Consider the following 15599-nt stretch of genomic DNA (forward strand, 5'->3'; position numbering starts at 1 on the left):
CAAATGACACAACATAGTGCAACACGGTCCATGTTCGATCCGGCGCTGCTGCGTCCGGCCATCGTGGATTCGTTCAGGAAACTCACGCCGCGCACCCAGTTGCGCAATCCGGTGATGTTCTGCGTCTACGTGGGCAGCGTGCTCACGACGATCCTCTGGATCGCGGCGCTGATGGGCCAGGCCGAAGCACCCGCGGGCTTCATTCTCGCGGTCGCGCTGTGGCTGTGGTTCACGGTGCTGTTCGCGAACTTCGCCGAAGCGCTCGCTGAAGGCCGCTCGAAGGCGCAGGCGGCTTCGCTGCGTCAGGCCAAGCGCGACGTGATGGCCAAGAAGCTCAACGAGCCGCATCCGAAGTCGCCGATCCGCATCACGACGGCCACCGAATTGCGTCGCGGCGACGTGGTGCTGGTCGAGACCGGCGACGTGATCCCCGCCGACGGCGAGGTGGTCGACGGCGTGGCGTCGGTGGACGAATCGGCCATCACGGGCGAATCGGCGCCGGTGATCCGCGAGTCGGGCGGCGACTTTTCTTCGGTGACGGGCGGCACGCGCGTGCTGTCCGACTGGATCGTCGTGCGGGTGACGGCCAATCCGGGCGAGGCTTTCCTTGACCGCATGATCGCGATGGTCGAAGGCGCCAAGCGCCAGAAGACGCCCAACGAAATCGCGCTGACGATCCTGCTGGTCGCGCTGTCGATCGTGCTGCTGATGGCGACCGCCACGCTGCTGCCGTTCTCGATGTTCTCGGTCGAAGCCGCGAAGATGGGCCACGTGGTCACGATCACCGCGCTCACCGCGCTGCTCGTGTGCCTGATTCCGACCACCATCGGCGGGCTGCTCTCGGCGATCGGCGTGGCGGGCATGAGCCGCATGATGCAGGCCAATGTGATCGCCACCTCGGGTCGTGCCGTGGAAGCGGCGGGCGACGTGGACGTGCTGCTGCTCGACAAGACCGGCACGATCACGCTCGGCAACCGTCAGGCGTCCGCCTTCGTAGCCGCGCCCGGCGTGAGCGAGGAAGTGCTCGCCGACGCCGCGCAACTGGCGTCGCTCGCCGACGAAACGCCGGAAGGGCGCAGCATCGTCGTGCTCGCCAAGCAGCGCTTCAACATTCGCCAGCGCGATATGGCGGCGCTGCACGCGGTGTTCCTCGCTTTCAGCGCGCAGACGCGCATGAGCGGCGTGGACATGCCGGGTCGCGAGATCCGCAAGGGTGCGGCCGACGCGGTCAAGCACTACGTCGCGCAACACAATGGCCGCTTTCCCGCCGAAGTCGATACGGCCGTGGACGAGGTTGCGCGGCGCGGCAGCACGCCGCTCGTGGTGGCGGAAATGCACGAAGGCGTGGCCCGCGTGCTCGGCGTGATCGAGTTGAAGGACGTGGTGAAGGGCGGCATCAAGGAGCGCTTCGCCGAGCTGCGCAAGATGGGCATCAAGACCGTGATGGTGACGGGCGACAACCGCCTGACCGCCGCTGCGATCGCCGCCGAAGCGGGCGTGGACGACTTCCTCGCCCAGGCCACGCCCGAAACCAAGCTCGCGACCATTCGCGAGCACCAGGCGCAAGGCAAGCTCGTCGCGATGACGGGCGACGGCACCAACGACGCCCCGGCGCTCGCGCAGGCCGACGTGGCGGTGGCGATGAACACGGGCACCCAGGCCGCGAAGGAAGCGGGCAACATGGTCGACCTCGATTCGAACCCGACCAAGCTCATCGAGATCGTCGAGATCGGCAAGCAGATGCTGATGACGCGCGGCTCGCTCACGACCTTCTCGATCGCCAACGACGTCGCCAAGTACTTCGCGATCATTCCGGCCGCGTTCGCTTCGACGTATCCGCAACTGCGTGTGCTCGACGTCATGCATCTGACGTCGCCGGCGTCGGCGATCCTCTCGGCGGTGATCTTCAACGCGCTCATCATCGTGATGCTGATTCCGCTCGCGCTCAAGGGCGTGAAGTACCGGCCGCTCGGCGCGGCGACGCTCTTGCGCCGCAATCTGCTGGTCTATGGCTTGGGCGGCATTCTGCTGCCATTCCCATGCATCAAGCTGATCGACATGGTGCTGGCCGCGTTCGGCTGGGTTTGATCCCTCGGTCCGATTTTCGACAGGAATGCATATGAAAGCGCAGTTTCGTCCTCTGATCGTGCTCTTCGCCGTGCTCGCGGCGATCACCGGTCTCGTCTATCCCGCCGTGATGACGGCGTTCGGCCAGGCGGTGTTTCATCGCCAGGTCAACGGCAGCCTCGTCGAAGTGGATGGCAAGGTCGTGGGCAGCGAGCTGATCGGCCAGCAGTTCGACGCGCCCCAGTACTTCTGGGGCCGCCTCTCGGCCACGTCGCCGATGCCGTACAACGCGCAAGGCTCGGGCGGCTCGAATCTCGGGCCGACCAACCCGGCGCTCGCCGATGAAGTCAAAGGCCGTATCGACGCCCTGAAGGCCGCGGGCACCGATGTCTCGCAGCCGATCCCCGCCGATCTCGTGACCTCGTCGGCCAGCGGGCTCGACCCCGAGATCTCGCCGGCCGCCGCCGCGTACCAGGTCGCGCGCGTCGCGAAGGCGCGCAATCTGAACGTGAACGATGTGCAGGCGCTCGTGGATCGTTATACGAAGGGCCGCCAGTTTGGCCTCTTCGGCGAGCCGCGTGTGAATGTGCTGGAGTTGAATCTGGCGCTCGACGGCAAGCAGGTGAGCTGAGCGCTTCGGTTTGATTCGATGCGAGCGCACCGCACGCCGCCTGCGCGGCGTGCGGTTTGCCAATTCCGCGCCACGGTGAGACGATCGTCGTGGCTGCTGCCCTTCTTGTCCTGAACGCGAACACCCCCCGCCCAAGCCGCATGAACCGTCCCGATCCCGACGAGCTCCTCGACCGCCTCCAGCGCGAGGAAGAAAAACGCCGCCGCGGCAAGCTGAAGATTTTCTTTGGCGCCTCGGCGGGCGTCGGCAAGACTTACGCGATGTTGCAGGCCGCGCGCCGCCGCGCCGACGAAGGCGTGGACGTGGTGGTCGGCATCGTCGAAACGCACGGGCGCAGCGAGACCGCCGCGCTCACGAACGGGCTCGACGTCCTGCCGCGTCAGCGGCTGGCGTATCGCGGGCGTGTGCTCGACGAATTCGATCTCGACGCCACGCTCGCGCGCAAGCCGCAGCTCGTGCTCGTCGACGAACTCGCACATTCGAACGTGCCGGGCGCGCGTCACATGAAGCGCTGGCAGGATGTCTACGAACTGCTCGACGCGGGCATCGACGTCTACACCACGGTCAACGTCCAGCACCTCGAAAGCCTCAACGACGTGGTGGGGCAGATCACCGGCATCCGCGTCTGGGAGACCGTGCCCGACCGCGTGTTCGACGGCGCCGACGAAGTCACCCTGGTCGACCTGCCCGCCGAGGAACTGCTCGATCGCATGCGCGACGGCAAGGTCTATCTGCCCGCCCAGGCCGAGCGCGCGGTGCGCAACTTCTTCCGCAAAGGCAATCTGATCGCCCTGCGCGAACTCGCGTTGCGCCGCACCGCCGATCGCGTCGATGCGCAGATGCACGAGTACCGTGCCGATCGCTCGATCCAGCACGTCTGGCAGGCGCGCGAGCGGCTGCTGGTGTGCGTCGGCCCAGGTCCCGAGGCGCCCGCGCTCGTGCGCGCGGCGGCGCGGCTCGCGGCCAGCCTCAAGGCGGACTGGATCGCCGTTTATGTGGAGACGCCGAAGCTTCAGCGCCTGCCCGACGCGATCCGCGAGCGCACGCTCGGTGCGCTCAAGCTCGCCGCCGAACTGGGTGCGGAAACCTCGACGCTCGCGGGCGAGGATGCTGCCGTCACGCTCGCAGGCTATGCGCGGCTGCGCAATGTGTCGAAACTGGTGGCGGGCGCCTCGCTGCGCTCGGGCTTTTCGCGCTGGTTGCAGCGGCCGTTCGGCGAGCGTCTGGCGGAAAAGGCCGGCGATGCCGATCTGACGCTGGTGCGCGCGAGCGGCAACGAGATCGACCGGCTAAATGGCCGTGAAGCGTTCGAGGGCGGCTCGGCCGCCGCGCGCGCGGCCAACGCCTGGCGCATCGCCATCGGGCAGGGCGGCGCGCAGCGCTCGCCGCCGCGTGCTTACGTGGCCGCGCTCGTGATCTGCGCCTGCATCACCTTGCTCGCGAACGAGCTGAACGAGCGCATCGCACTCACCAACCTGGTGATGCTCTATCTGCTCGGCGTGATCTTCACGGCGACGAAGCTCGGGCGCGGTCCCGGCGTGCTGCTCTCGTTCGCCAGCGTGGCCGCTTACGACTTCTTCTTCGTGCCGCCGCGCCTGTCGTTTTCGGTCAGCGACACGCAATATCTGCTGACCTTCGTGGGCATGCTGCTGACTTCGCTCGTCATCAGCCATCTCACTTCGAGCCTGCGCCGCGAGGCGAGCGTCGCGCAGCGGCGCGAACAGCGCACCGGTGCGATGTATGCGATGGCGCGCGAACTGGCCGCGGCGCTTGCGACCGAGCAGATCGTGGCGATCGGCAGCCGTCATGTGAGCGAGGTGTTCGGCGCGCGCGTGGCGATCCTCTTGCCCGATAGCGCCGACAAGGTCCAGCAGAAGATCGAGGACCCCGATCCGCAGATCATGCTCGACGCTTCGCACCTCGACATCGACGTGGGCCAGTGGGTCTACGACCAGCAGAAGCCAGCGGGCCACGGCACCGACACGTTGCCCGCGGCGGCGGCGCGTTATCTGCCGCTGAAGGCGCCGATGCGCACGCGCGGCGTGCTGGCCGTGGTCACGCGCGACGCGCGCGAATTGCAGGTGCCCGAGCAGCAGCGCATGCTCGACGCCTTCGCCGCGCAGATCGCGCTTGCGCTCGAACGCGTGCACTACGTGGAGATCGCGCGCGACGCGCTCGTCAACATGGAGTCCGAACGGTTGCGCAACTCGCTGCTTTCCGCGATCTCGCACGATCTGCGCACGCCGCTCACGGCCATCGTCGGCTTTTCGTCGATGCTTGCGCAGACGCACGAGCCGAGCACCAGCGCGCACGATCCGCAGAACGAGCGCTCGGGCGAGCTGATCGAGGCGATCCACGACGAGGCGCTGCGCATGACCGGCATCGTCACGAATCTGCTCGACATGGCGCGGCTGCAGGCGGGCAGCCTCAAGCTCAACCGCCAGTGGACGCTGCTGGAGGAAACCGTCGGTGCGGCGCTGGCCGCGTGCCGTCGCGTGCTTGCGCGTCATCCGGTGCAGGTGAAGCTCGAAGACGGCTTGCCGCTGTTGCAGCTCGACGCGGTGTTGATGGAGCGCCTGTTCTCGAATCTGCTGGAAAACGCCGCGAAATACACGCCGCTCGATACGCCGCTCACGATCGCCGCGCGGCGCGTGGTGGAGGGCGGACAACCTTTCGTGCGCGTGAGCATCGACGATCGAGGGCCGGGCTTGCCGCCGGGCATGGGCGAGCGCGTGTTCGAGAAGTTCACGCGCGGCGAGAAGGAATCGGCCAAGCCCGGCATCGGCCTTGGACTCGCGATCTGCCGGGCGATCGTGGAGGCGCACGGCGGTACAATCGGCGCGTCCAATCGACTGAGCGCCGATGGCTGTGTGGAAGGCGCGTCGTTCTGGTTCGCGCTCCCCGTGGAAGAGCCGCCGCCGCTGCCCGTTGATGATCCGGAAGCCGCTGGTCATGACGAACACATGGACGATCCGCACGGCGCCCCAGTCAAACCCCTCGATTCGAATGCCGCCCATGAGTGACCCGAGTCTCTCCGTTGTCCTGATCGAAGACGAAAAGCAGATCCGCCGCTTCGTGCGCGCCTCGCTGGAAGGCGAGGGCATTGCTGTCTACGACGCCGAAACCGGCAAGCAAGGGCTGGTGGAAGCGGCCACGCGCAAGCCCGATCTCGTCATCGTCGATCTGGGGCTGCCCGATACGGACGGCCTCGACGTGATCCGCGAGCTGCGCGGCTGGAGCGATCTGCCGGTGATCGTGCTGTCGGCACGCACCCAGGAGAGCGAGAAGGTGGCCGCGCTCGATGCGGGCGCCGACGATTACCTGACCAAACCGTTTGGCGTGTCGGAGTTGCTAGCCCGCATCCGTGCCCATTTGCGCCGCCGCAACCGCGGCGGGGCGAACGAAGCGCCGCAGGTGAGCTTTGGCGCTGTAACCGTCGATCTGGGGCTGCGTCAGGTGACGCGCGAGGGCGCTGCCGTGCACCTCACGCCGATCGAATACCGGCTGCTCGCGACGCTGGTGCGCGATTCGGGCCGTGTATTGACGCACCGGCAACTGCTGCGCGAGGTCTGGGGCCCGTCGCATGTCGAAAGCAGCCATTATTTGCGCATCTATATGGCGCATCTGCGCCAGAAACTGGAGCGCGATCCCGCACAGCCCGAGCACATCGTCACCGAGACCGGGGTGGGGTATCGGCTGGTGGGCGTGCAATAAGCCGGCCGTGGATCGGTTTGCTATACTTACAAAAGCGTAAGGACGGCCTTGCGCTTTTTCTTTTTTCGGGGACGGCCCCATTTTTCGAATGGAGCGTTCCTCATGCCCTGGTTTTATCTCCTCATTGCTGGCCTGCTCGAAGTAGCGTGGGCCACCGGTCTCAAGTCCTCCGAAGGTTTTTCGCGACTCTGGCCCTCGGTCTTCACCGTCGTGACGGCGCTCGGCAGTTTCTGGCTGCTCGCGCTCGCGATGCGCCAGTTGCCGCTGGGCACCGCGTATGCGGTCTGGACCGGTATTGGCGCGGTGGGCGCGTTCGTGCTTGGCATCGTCGTGATGGGCGAAGCCGTGAGCGTTGCCCGTGTGCTCAGCGCCGGGTTGATCGTGGCGGGCCTCATCGGACTCAAGCTCTCGTCTGCCGCCTGAGCCGCTTGCACGACGTTCGGGCGGAGGCCGCGAGCGCCCAGGTGATCCAGCGCGCATTTTCGTGCGTTTTGTCCGCTGTCAAACGTGGCGCGGGCGCAGCACAAGGGCAAAACCGCCCTGCGGCGGCGCAGCGGGCGTGGCTATAATGAGACGGTCAACACCCGTCATACCCGATCACACCCGATAACACTCAAGCGCCGCGGACGCCGCGAGCGCCGCCGTCTGTTTGTGTCCCGTTTCGCTGCCTCGGGCATCCAGACGCCGCGCTACGCCACGTTTCGTGGAGAGCGGCGCCGCGCGAGCCTCGCGCGAGGAGGCAGTCATGCTGGAACCCTTAGCTCTCGCAGCGGGCCTGTCCTGGGGCAGTGGCCTGCGCCTCTACCTGACGGTCCTGATGGCCGGCGTGATGCAGCGTCTGGGCGTCATCCATCTTCCCGACACGCTCGCGATCCTGTCTTCGCCCTGGGTGATCGGGGTCGCCGCCGCGCTCACCGTGCTCGAATTCCTCGCCGATAAAGTCCCCGCATTCGATTCGCTGTGGGATGCGGTCCACACCTTCATCCGTATTCCGGCGGGCGCCGTGCTGGCCGCCGGCGCGCTCGGCCACGCCGATCCGGCGGTGCTGACGATCGCCGCGCTCGCAGGCGGCACGCTTGCCGGAACGGCACATCTGGCCAAGGCCGGCACGCGCGCGCTCATCAACTTTTCGCCCGAACCGGTTTCGAACGTCGTCACTTCCAGTGCCGAGGACGGCATGACTTTCGTGGGCGTGTTGCTCGCGTTTTTCATGCCGCTACTTTTTCTCGTGATGCTGGTCGCTTTCCTGCTGGTCGCGACCTGGGCGCTGCCGCGCCTGTGGCGCGGGGTGCAGGGCGGTTTTCGCGGCATGGCCACGCATGTGGTTACGCGCTTCTCATTGCGGAGCCGTCACGATTGAACGGTGCTAATCCTTCCCCATCTCCTTCGACTGCCGCGCCGGCAGCCTCTGTACGCACCTCCCTGAGCTGGCCCGACCTCGTGCGCCTCGCTGCGCGCATGAGCGCGCGCGACTGGCGCGCGGGCGAACTGACCATGCTGCTGCTCGCCCTCGTGCTGGCGGTGGCGGCGCTGTCGAGCGTCGGCTTTCTCGCCGACCGCCTTCAGCGCGGACTGGAGCGCGACGCGCGGCGCATGATCGCCGCTGACTTCATCGTGCGCGCCGATCATCCCGTCGATCCGATGTTCGCGCGCGAGGCGCAGTCGCTGGCGCTGCGCACGGCGACCACGGCGATCTTCCCGAGCATGGTCAGCGTGCCACCGACCATTGGCGCTGGCGCTCAGGCTCCCACGCGCCTCGCCGCAGTCAAATCGGTTTCGTCCGGCTATCCGTTGCGGGGGGCGTTGCGCATCGCATCCGCGCCGGGCGCGCCCGATCATGCGGCAGAAGGCATTCCGCCGCCGGGAACGGTCTGGCTCGACGACGAATTGCTCGATGCGCTCAAACTCCACGTGGGCGGTACGGTCAAGGTCGGCACGCGCACCCTGACGGTGGGCGCGATCATCACGCGCGAACTCGACCGCGGCTTCTCGTTCGTCAACTTCTCGCCGCGCCTGATGCTCAACGCGGCCGATCTGCCCTCGACGGGCCTCACGGGCTACGGCAGCCGCGTGACCTACCGGCTGCTGGTCGCGGGCGCCGATCCGGCCGTCGCGCAGTTCGCCGCGTGGGCGCATGCGCGGGTCGATGGCGGCAAGATGCGCGGCGTCGGCCTCGAATCGCTCAGCGATGGCCAGCCGCAGGTGCGCCAGACGCTCGAACGCGCGCGCCATTTCCTCACGCTGGTTTCGCTGCTGACCGCGCTGCTGGCGGCCGTGGCGATCGCGATGGCCGCGCACCGCTATACGCGCCGCCATCTGGATGCCTGCGCCGCGATGCGCTGCCTCGGCGCGAGCCAGCGCACGCTGCGCTCGATCTTTGTGCTCGAATTCGCGGGGCTTGGCCTGGTGGGCGGCGCGATCGGCGTGGCGCTAGGGTATGCGGGTCATCTCGCGCTGCTCGCGTGGCTCGGCACGCTGATCGAGGTCGCGCTGCCGTATCCGGGGCCGCTGCCCGCGCTCGAAGGCATTGCCGCTGGACTTGTCCTGCTGATGGGTTTCGCGTTGCCGCCGCTGCTGCCGCTCACGCGCGTGCCGCCCGTGCGGGTGCTGCGCCGCGAGTGGGGCGACGAGAGCCGCACCGCCTGGGTGGCGTACGGCGTCGGTATCGCGCTGTTCGCGGGGCTGCTTGTGCTGGCCGCCGGTGAGCTCAAGCTCGGCGGCATCGTTGCGGGCGGCTTTGCGCTCGGGCTGCTGGTGTTCGCGGCCATTGCGCGGCTGGCGCTCTGGGGCGCGGCGCGCGTGGCGCGCAGCCAGCGCAATGGTCTGGAGGCGCGCGCGGGCGTGGGCTGGCGTTATGCGCTGGCGTCGCTGGAGCGCCGTCCCGGCGCGAGCGCGTTGCAGATCACCTCGCTCGCCATCGGCCTGATGTGCCTGTTGCTGATCGCGATGACGCGCAACGACCTGATCGACGGCTGGCGCAAGTCCGCGCCGCCCGATGCCCCGAACGAATTCCTCATCGACATCCAGCCCGCACAGCGCGACGCGGTGGCCGCGTGGCTCGCCGCGCATGGCATCGCGAATCCCGATCTCGAACCGATGGTGCGCGGCCGTCTCACGACGATCAACGGCAAGCCCGTGAATCCCGAGCACTACAAGAGCGAGGATGCGCGGCGGCTGGTCGATCGTGAGTTCAATCTCTCCTACACGACGCAACTGCCGAGCGACAACCGTATCGAGGCGGGTACCTGGTACGGCGACGCGAGCACGCCGCAACTCTCGATCGAGCAGGGCCTGGCGAAACTTCTTCAGGTGAAGCCCGGCGACCTGCTGACCTTCGACGTGGCCGGTCTCGACGTGAGCGCGCCCGTCACGAGCGTGCGCAAGCTCGACTGGGGATCGTTCAAGGTCAACTTCTTCGTGCTGATGCCGCCCGCGTTGCTGCGCGATTTCCCGGCCACCTACATCACGAGCTTCCATTTGCCCGAGTCGCAGCGCGCCGTGGTGGACGGGCTGGTCGCGCAGTATCCGAACGTGACCGCCATCGACATCGGCCCGATCCTCGCGCAGATCCAGCGCATGCTGGAGCAGGTGATCGGCGCGGTGCAGTTCCTGTTTATCTTCACGCTCGCCGCAGGCGTGTTGGTGCTCTACGCGGCGCTCGCGGGCACGCGCGACGAGCGCATGCGCGAGTCGGCGCTGTTGCGCGCGCTGGGCGCCTCGCACGCGCAGGTGCGCTCGGTGCAGATCGCCGAGTTTGTCGCGGTGGGCGCGCTCGCGGGCCTGATGGCGGCGGTGGGCGCGCAGATCGTGGGCTCGGTGCTGGCGACGCGCGTGTTCGAGTTCTATCTCCCGTTCGATCCGTGGCTCGTGCCCGCCGGGATCGTGGCGGGCGTGGCCTGCGCGGGCGTGGGCGGCTGGATCAGTCTGCGTCATGTGCTGGCGCGGCCCGCGTTGCAATCGCTGCGCGATGCGTGAAGGCGGGCTCGACGCTCGCCTGAACGAAGCGCACGCCCGGGCCTGAGGCCGTGGCATTCGGGCCGTGCGCCGCTATGCGAAAATGGGCTTTTGCCCGGCGGCGCGCGTCAGTGTGCAAGCGCGTGCGTTGCCGCCCCCGTTTTCGTATCGAATCCACTGTATGACCGATCCTGTCGACGAAGCGCCGCAACAACCCACGGCCTTCGAACTCATCGGCGGCGAGGCGCGCGTGCGCGAACTCGTCGACCGTTTCTATGACCTGATGGACCTCGAAGCCGAGTTCGCGGGCATCCGCGCGCTGCATCCGCCCACGCTCGACGGCTCGCGCGACAAGACGTTCTGGTTCCTGTGCGGCTGGATGGGCGGCCCGGACCATTACATCTCGCGCTTCGGCCATCCGCGTCTGCGCGCGCGTCATCTGCCGTTTGCGATCGCCTCCTCGGAGCGCGATCAGTGGCTGCGCTGCATGGCCTGGGCGATGGAAGATATCGGCCTCGCCGAGCCGCTGCGCGAGCGCCTGCTGCACTCGTTTTTCGACACGGCCGACTGGATGCGCAACCGTCCGGGCTGATCCGCACGCGATCCGCCCTCGATTTGCCCGAAGCCGACTGGCCCGGTGAGTGCGCCGGTACAGTCCGGCGCGGCGCGAAACCGGCTGTATTTTGCGACCGCGCACGCATCGCGATAATGGAACCTTGTGCAGCACCCACGCAAAAACAAGGAGACAGCCGATGACAGCAGCGAACCCTTTCGCAACGTTCGCAACCCGTGCGCTTTTCCGTGAAGACGCCTATCTGACGCACTGCGAAGCCACCGTGCTCGCCGTGAGCGAAGCGGGCGTGCAACTCGACCAGACGGTGTTCTATCCGCTGGGCGGCGGCCAGGCGGGCGATACGGGCGCGCTGGTGCTTGCCGATGGCACGCGCATCCAGATCGCCGATACCCGCAAGGCAAAATTCGAAGGCGCGACGCCCGACGACGCGCTGCATCTTCCCGCGCCTGGCCAGGAGGCGCTGCTCGCGCGTCTGGCCGCAGGCGATCGTGTGCGCGCCGAGATCGACTGGGCGCGCCGTCATCGGCATATGCGCCTGCATACGGCCAGCCATCTGATGTGCGCCGTGTTGCCGTATGCCGTCGACGGTTGCAGCATCACGGCCGAGTACGCACGTCTGGATTTCGCTACCGTCGAGCCAATCGAGCGCGAGCAGGTCGAGGCGCGGCTCGCGGAACTGGTCGCCGGTGCGCATCCGGTGGCGACCGAATGGATCACCGATGAAGACATGGCGCAGCGTCCCGAACTCGTGCGCACGATGAGCGTGAAGCCGCCGATGGGGCTAGGGCGCGTGCGCCTGTTGCGCATCGACGGCGTCGATTTGCAGCCTTGTGGCGGCACGCATGTGCAGAACACGCGTGAAATCGGCGCGTTGAGGGTGGCGAAGCTGGAGAAGAAGAGCGCCCGCACGCGCCGCCTCGTGCTGGAACTGGTGGAATGAACACCACGTCTGATGCAACCGATCCGCGCATTGGTGAAGTGCTCGACTTCTGGTTCGGCGCGCCAGAATCGGCGGATTACGGTCTCGAACGCAAGATGTGGTTCAAGAAGGACGCGGCGTTCGATGCGATGTTGCGCGAGCGCTTTGGCGCGTTGCTTGCCGCCGCCCGCGCTGGCGAAATCGATACATGGTGCGCGACGCCCGCAGGCGCGCTTGCGCTAGTGATCGTGCTCGACCAGTTTTCGCGCAACTGCCATCGCGATACGCCGCACGCGTTTTCCGCCGATGAGAAGGCGCTCGCCGTCGCCCGCGCGATGGTTGCGCGCGGCGACGATCGGCGGCTGCCGACCCTTCAGCATCGCGTGTTCGCTTATTTGCCGTTCGAACACGCCGAGTCCGCCGAGGCGCAGCGCGAATCGCTGCGTTTATTCGGCGAACTCGCGAGTGAGCCGCAAGCGAAGAGCTACTACGATTACGCCGTGCGCCACGCCAATGTCATCGAGCGCTTTGGCCGCTTCCCGCATCGCAATGCGCAACTGGGGCGCGCGACGAGCGAGGCCGAGGCCGCGTTTCTGCGCGAACCCGGCTCGCGGTTTTAGACGGCGGTTTTAGAGGGATTCGGGCTCAGCGCCCGCCGCTCACGTCGAGCAACGCGCCCGTCACATAGGACGCCGCATCGCTCAGGAGCCACACGATCGTTTCGGCGACTTCGTCAGCGCTGCCGGGGCGGCCGAGCGGCGTCTGCGCGCCCAGCACGGCGGCGCGTTCGGGCCGTCCGCCGCTGGCGTGGATGTCCGTGTCGATCAGGCCGGGCCGCACCGCATTCACGCGCACGCCCTGCGGGCCTAGCTCTTTGGCGAGGCCGATCGTCAGGGTGTCGATCGCGCCCTTGGAGGCCGCATAGTCGATGTACTCGTTGGGCGAGCCCAGCCGCGACGCCGCCGACGATACATTGACGATCGCGCCGCCTTCGCCGCCGCGATCTTTCGACATGCGCCGTGCCGCTTCGCGTGCGCACAGGAACGCGCCGTACACGTTCACGTCGAACATGCGCTTCAGACGCTCGGCGTCCATGTCGGCGACGCGAGAGGAGGGCGCGACGATGCCTGCATTGTTGACGAGCGCGTCGATGCGCCCGTACGCCGCTTCGAGCGTGTCGAACATCGCGACGACATCGGCTTCGTTCGCTACATCGCCGTGCAGCACGCGCGCATGGCCGCCCGCGCGGCCCACTTCGGCCGCGGTTTCCTCGGCGGCCGGCGCGTTGTGCAGATAGTTCACGCCCACGGTCCAGCCGCGTGCGCCAAGCAGGCGCGCACACGCGCGGCCGATGCCGCGGCTCGCGCCGGTGATCAGGACGACCTTGCCCATCTAGAGTCTCCTCCGAGGCTGTGCCTTACACGTTCTCGCGCAGATCGGCCCACTTGTCCTTCGCGGGCGCGTGATAGTGCTGAAGCTTGCCGATCAGCGCCGCGGGATCGCTGTCGATCTGCAGCAGATCAAGGTAGGTCTGACGCATGAAGCCTTCGCGCACGGTGTGATCGAGCATCGTGACGAGCGGATCGTAGAAGCCGTCGATATTGAGGATGCCGACCGGCTTCTGGTGATAGCCGAGCTGCGCCCACGTATAGACCTCGAACAGCTCTTCGAGCGTGCCCGCGCCGCCGGGCAGCGCGACGAAACCGTCCGAGAGATCGGCCATCATCTTCTTGCGATGATGCATGTCGGGCACGACGTGCAACTCGGTCAGGCCGTTGTGGCCCACTTCCTTGTCCACCAGCAACTCGGGGATCACGCCGATCGCGCGGCCGCCTTCGGCCATCACCGTATCGGCGATCACGCCCATCAGGCCGACCTTGCCGCCGCCGTACACGAGCGCGAGATTCGCCTGCACGAGCGCGCGTCCGAATGCCTGCGCCGCTTCGTTATAGACCGGTTTGGCTCCGTGGGAGGAGCCGCAATACACACATACCGCTTTCATTCGCGAGTTTCCTTGCTGTCTTTCGGGGCGCCGTCGCGCGGTGGCAGATAGTCGTAGAACTCGCGCTTCGGATGCTTGCCCGAGACGAGATCGTCGAAAAGCTGCTTCGCGCGGCCGCGCAGATAAGGCGCCATCAGCGAGACGATCTGCACGCTCACCTGATGCAGTTCGTGGCGGATCGCTTCCTGGTCGTTGTACTTGCGCGGGTTCATCACGAACTGGTACGAGAGCCAGTAGGTGGCGATCACGCCGATATTGGTCGAGATCACGGCGATCTCGGCGGGCGTGGCGACCATCTCGCCGTCTTCCACGAGCTGGTCGCAGAACTGCTTCGCGAACGCGACCTTGTGGCTGATGATCTGCTTGAAGTGCATCTCCAGCGTGCGGTTGCGCGCGAGCAGGTCGTTCAGGTCGCGGTACAGGAAGCGGTAGCGCCACGTGAAATCGACCATGTATTGCAGATACGCCCACATCTCGTCGATGGTGGCGCGATGGTCGTCGGGGAAGCGCAGACGCTTGTCGATCTCCTGCTCGAACTGGCTGAAGATGCTGTTGATGATGTCGTCTTTGTTGCGGAAGTGGTAGTACAGGTTGCCTGGACTGATCTCCATTTCCTCGGCGATGGTCGTCGTGGTGACGTTGGGCTCGCCGATCTCGTTGAACAGTTTCAACGACAGTTCTAGTATCCGTTCGCGTGTGCGGCGGGGAGGTTTCGCATCCATGTCGTCCGGCCCTGAAAGTGCGGCGTCGGGCGAGCAACGCTGCCGCGTATGCTGCTGCGTGAGTGCCCGGACGCGGTTGGTCGTTTTTTAAGACTGTCGTTCGATTATAAACCGACGCCAGGCGCGCGAAAGGTGGCTTCCGGGAATGAAGAAAATCGGCGCCCGGTTCGTCGTGAAGGTGAGCGGGCGCGAGTAACTGGCCGGGCGCGCGCGGAATGCGCCCGGCAGATCGGCTTCACCGCGGCTTCAGCGTGTGCCGATCCAGTGCAGCAGGGTGGGGCCGAAGCGCGGCACGAGGATCAAACCCCAGGTCATCACGCAGGTGATAAGCGCGACCGTCACGGCGGCGCTGCCGAGATCCTTGGCGCGGCCCGAGAGCTCGTTGCGCTCGAGGCCGATGCGATCGACGGCGTTTTCGATGCTCGAATTGAGCAACTCGACGATCAGCACCAGCATCACCGAACCGAGCAGCAGCACGCGCTCGACCGGCTCGACCGGCAACAGGATGCCGATCGGCACCATGATGGCCGCGAGCGTCAGTTCCTGGCGGAACGCGCTTTCTTCGCGGATCGCGGTGCGGAAACCCTTGATCGAGTACTGGAGCGCCTTCCACGCGCGCATCAGGCCGCGGTTGCCCTTGTACGGGTTGAACGGCAGCGGGGCGAGCGGATCGTCGGGGCCGAGCGGTTCGTGCAGGTGCGGCGGCTCGGGTGGGTCCGCCTGCGTGTGCCCGGCCGGCGGACTTTGCGGCGCGCTCTGGGGTGGATTGGCTGCACCGCCCACATGGACGGTCGTGGGGACGCCGCGCGTGGGCGGCGTATTGGCTTGCGGCGTCTCGGAATCGCGAGACGCGGCAGAGGCGTGCGATGGTGACGAAGGACGTGGGGCCATAACGGTGCGAGTGGATGGCGCAGTATCGCACGCGTTTTGTCCCGTTGCGCGGGAAACGTCTGATGATGTGTCCGAATGCGCCGCGCCCGGTTGATCAGGCGCGGCGGCTTCAGTCAGCGTGTCGT

Annotated in this window: 14 protein-coding genes; 10 read left to right on the plus strand and 4 right to left on the minus strand. The window is 66.9% G+C overall.

The features are described from left to right. Window positions 1–3: 3 nt before the first annotated feature. From kdpB to U5782_RS06620, 10 genes are all read left to right on the plus strand, one after another. Window positions 4–2088 (plus strand): potassium-transporting ATPase subunit KdpB, encoded by a 2085-nt coding sequence (kdpB, locus tag U5782_RS06575; protein WP_322043003.1) that lies wholly within the window; start codon window positions 4–6, stop codon window positions 2086–2088. Between the two features lie 31 nt (window positions 2089–2119). Next, complete coding sequence (kdpC, locus tag U5782_RS06580; protein ID WP_322043004.1) at window positions 2120–2698, plus strand: potassium-transporting ATPase subunit KdpC; 579 nt, start codon at window positions 2120–2122, stop codon at window positions 2696–2698. Window positions 2699–2838: 140 nt separating this feature from the next. After that, a complete protein-coding gene (locus U5782_RS06585; protein WP_322043005.1) occupies window positions 2839–5721 on the plus strand; it encodes a sensor histidine kinase KdpD in 2883 nt (960 codons plus the stop codon). Then, window positions 5714–6412 (plus strand): two-component system response regulator KdpE, encoded by a 699-nt coding sequence (gene kdpE / locus U5782_RS06590; protein WP_322043006.1) that lies wholly within the window; start codon window positions 5714–5716, stop codon window positions 6410–6412. Before U5782_RS06585 ends, kdpE begins: the two co-directional genes overlap by 8 nt. Before the next feature lie 102 nt (window positions 6413–6514). Next, window positions 6515–6835 carry a quaternary ammonium compound efflux SMR transporter SugE gene (gene sugE, locus U5782_RS06595; RefSeq protein ID WP_322043007.1) on the plus strand — a complete coding sequence of 107 codons (321 nt, stop codon included), beginning with the start codon at window positions 6515–6517 and terminating at the stop codon, window positions 6833–6835. Between the two features lie 322 nt (window positions 6836–7157). Beyond that, a complete protein-coding gene (locus U5782_RS06600; RefSeq protein WP_322043008.1) occupies window positions 7158–7772 on the plus strand; it encodes a DUF4126 domain-containing protein in 615 nt (204 codons plus the stop codon). Between the two features lie 98 nt (window positions 7773–7870). After that, entirely contained in the window at window positions 7871–10387 is a 2517-nt protein-coding gene (locus U5782_RS06605; protein WP_322043009.1) for an ABC transporter permease, read from the plus strand. Window positions 10388–10547: 160 nt separating this feature from the next. Next, window positions 10548–10958: a group II truncated hemoglobin gene (locus U5782_RS06610; RefSeq protein WP_322043010.1), complete on the plus strand. Its 411-nt coding sequence runs from the start codon at window positions 10548–10550 to the stop codon at window positions 10956–10958. Between the two features lie 160 nt (window positions 10959–11118). After that, window positions 11119–11880, plus strand: a complete 762-nt coding sequence (locus U5782_RS06615; RefSeq protein ID WP_322043011.1) for an alanyl-tRNA editing protein — start codon at window positions 11119–11121, stop codon at window positions 11878–11880. After that, a complete protein-coding gene (locus tag U5782_RS06620) occupies window positions 11877–12479 on the plus strand; it encodes a DUF924 family protein (protein ID WP_322043012.1) in 603 nt (200 codons plus the stop codon). The genes U5782_RS06615 and U5782_RS06620 overlap by 4 nt, the downstream gene beginning before the upstream one ends. 25 nt (window positions 12480–12504) lie before the next feature. Here U5782_RS06620 and U5782_RS06625 read toward each other — a convergent pair whose 3' ends face one another. The 4 genes from U5782_RS06625 to U5782_RS06640 all read right to left on the minus strand — a co-directional run bounded on the left by U5782_RS06625 (window position 12505) and on the right by U5782_RS06640 (window position 15474). Continuing rightward, window positions 12505–13251 (minus strand): SDR family oxidoreductase, encoded by a 747-nt coding sequence (locus U5782_RS06625; protein WP_322043013.1) that lies wholly within the window; start codon window positions 13249–13251, stop codon window positions 12505–12507. 25 nt (window positions 13252–13276) lie between these two features. Further along, complete coding sequence (locus tag U5782_RS06630) at window positions 13277–13861, minus strand: TIGR00730 family Rossman fold protein (protein WP_322043014.1); 585 nt, start codon at window positions 13859–13861, stop codon at window positions 13277–13279. After that, window positions 13858–14583, minus strand: a complete 726-nt coding sequence (locus tag U5782_RS06635) for a TetR/AcrR family transcriptional regulator (RefSeq protein WP_322043015.1) — start codon at window positions 14581–14583, stop codon at window positions 13858–13860. The genes U5782_RS06630 and U5782_RS06635 overlap by 4 nt, the downstream gene beginning before the upstream one ends. Before the next feature lie 246 nt (window positions 14584–14829). Continuing rightward, window positions 14830–15474, minus strand: a complete 645-nt coding sequence (locus U5782_RS06640; protein ID WP_322043016.1) for a diacylglycerol kinase — start codon at window positions 15472–15474, stop codon at window positions 14830–14832. Window positions 15475–15599: the final 125 nt, after the last annotated feature.

The organism is Paraburkholderia sp. J67 (assembly GCF_905220265.1).
Classification (GTDB): Bacteria; Pseudomonadota; Gammaproteobacteria; order Burkholderiales; family Burkholderiaceae; genus Paraburkholderia.

Coding starts and splice junctions, on each gene's coding strand:
- U5782_RS06585 (WP_322043005.1), top strand. CDS start 2,839: ATGAACCGTCCCGATCCCGACGAGCTCCTCGACCGCCTCCAGCGCGAG.
- U5782_RS06625 (WP_322043013.1), bottom strand. CDS start 13,251: ATGGGCAAGGTCGTCCTGATCACCGGCGCGAGCCGCGGCATCGGCCGC.
- kdpC (WP_322043004.1), top strand. CDS start 2,120: ATGAAAGCGCAGTTTCGTCCTCTGATCGTGCTCTTCGCCGTGCTCGCG.
- U5782_RS06615 (WP_322043011.1), top strand. CDS start 11,119: ATGACAGCAGCGAACCCTTTCGCAACGTTCGCAACCCGTGCGCTTTTC.
- U5782_RS06605 (WP_322043009.1), top strand. CDS start 7,871: ATGAGCGCGCGCGACTGGCGCGCGGGCGAACTGACCATGCTGCTGCTC.
- kdpE (WP_322043006.1), top strand. CDS start 5,714: ATGAGTGACCCGAGTCTCTCCGTTGTCCTGATCGAAGACGAAAAGCAG.
- U5782_RS06635 (WP_322043015.1), bottom strand. CDS start 14,583: ATGGATGCGAAACCTCCCCGCCGCACACGCGAACGGATACTAGAACTG.
- U5782_RS06600 (WP_322043008.1), top strand. CDS start 7,158: ATGCTGGAACCCTTAGCTCTCGCAGCGGGCCTGTCCTGGGGCAGTGGC.
- kdpB (WP_322043003.1), top strand. CDS start 4: ATGACACAACATAGTGCAACACGGTCCATGTTCGATCCGGCGCTGCTG.
- U5782_RS06610 (WP_322043010.1), top strand. CDS start 10,548: ATGACCGATCCTGTCGACGAAGCGCCGCAACAACCCACGGCCTTCGAA.
- U5782_RS06630 (WP_322043014.1), bottom strand. CDS start 13,861: ATGAAAGCGGTATGTGTGTATTGCGGCTCCTCCCACGGAGCCAAACCG.
- sugE (WP_322043007.1), top strand. CDS start 6,515: ATGCCCTGGTTTTATCTCCTCATTGCTGGCCTGCTCGAAGTAGCGTGG.
- U5782_RS06620 (WP_322043012.1), top strand. CDS start 11,877: ATGAACACCACGTCTGATGCAACCGATCCGCGCATTGGTGAAGTGCTC.
- U5782_RS06640 (WP_322043016.1), bottom strand. CDS start 15,474: ATGGCCCCACGTCCTTCGTCACCATCGCACGCCTCTGCCGCGTCTCGC.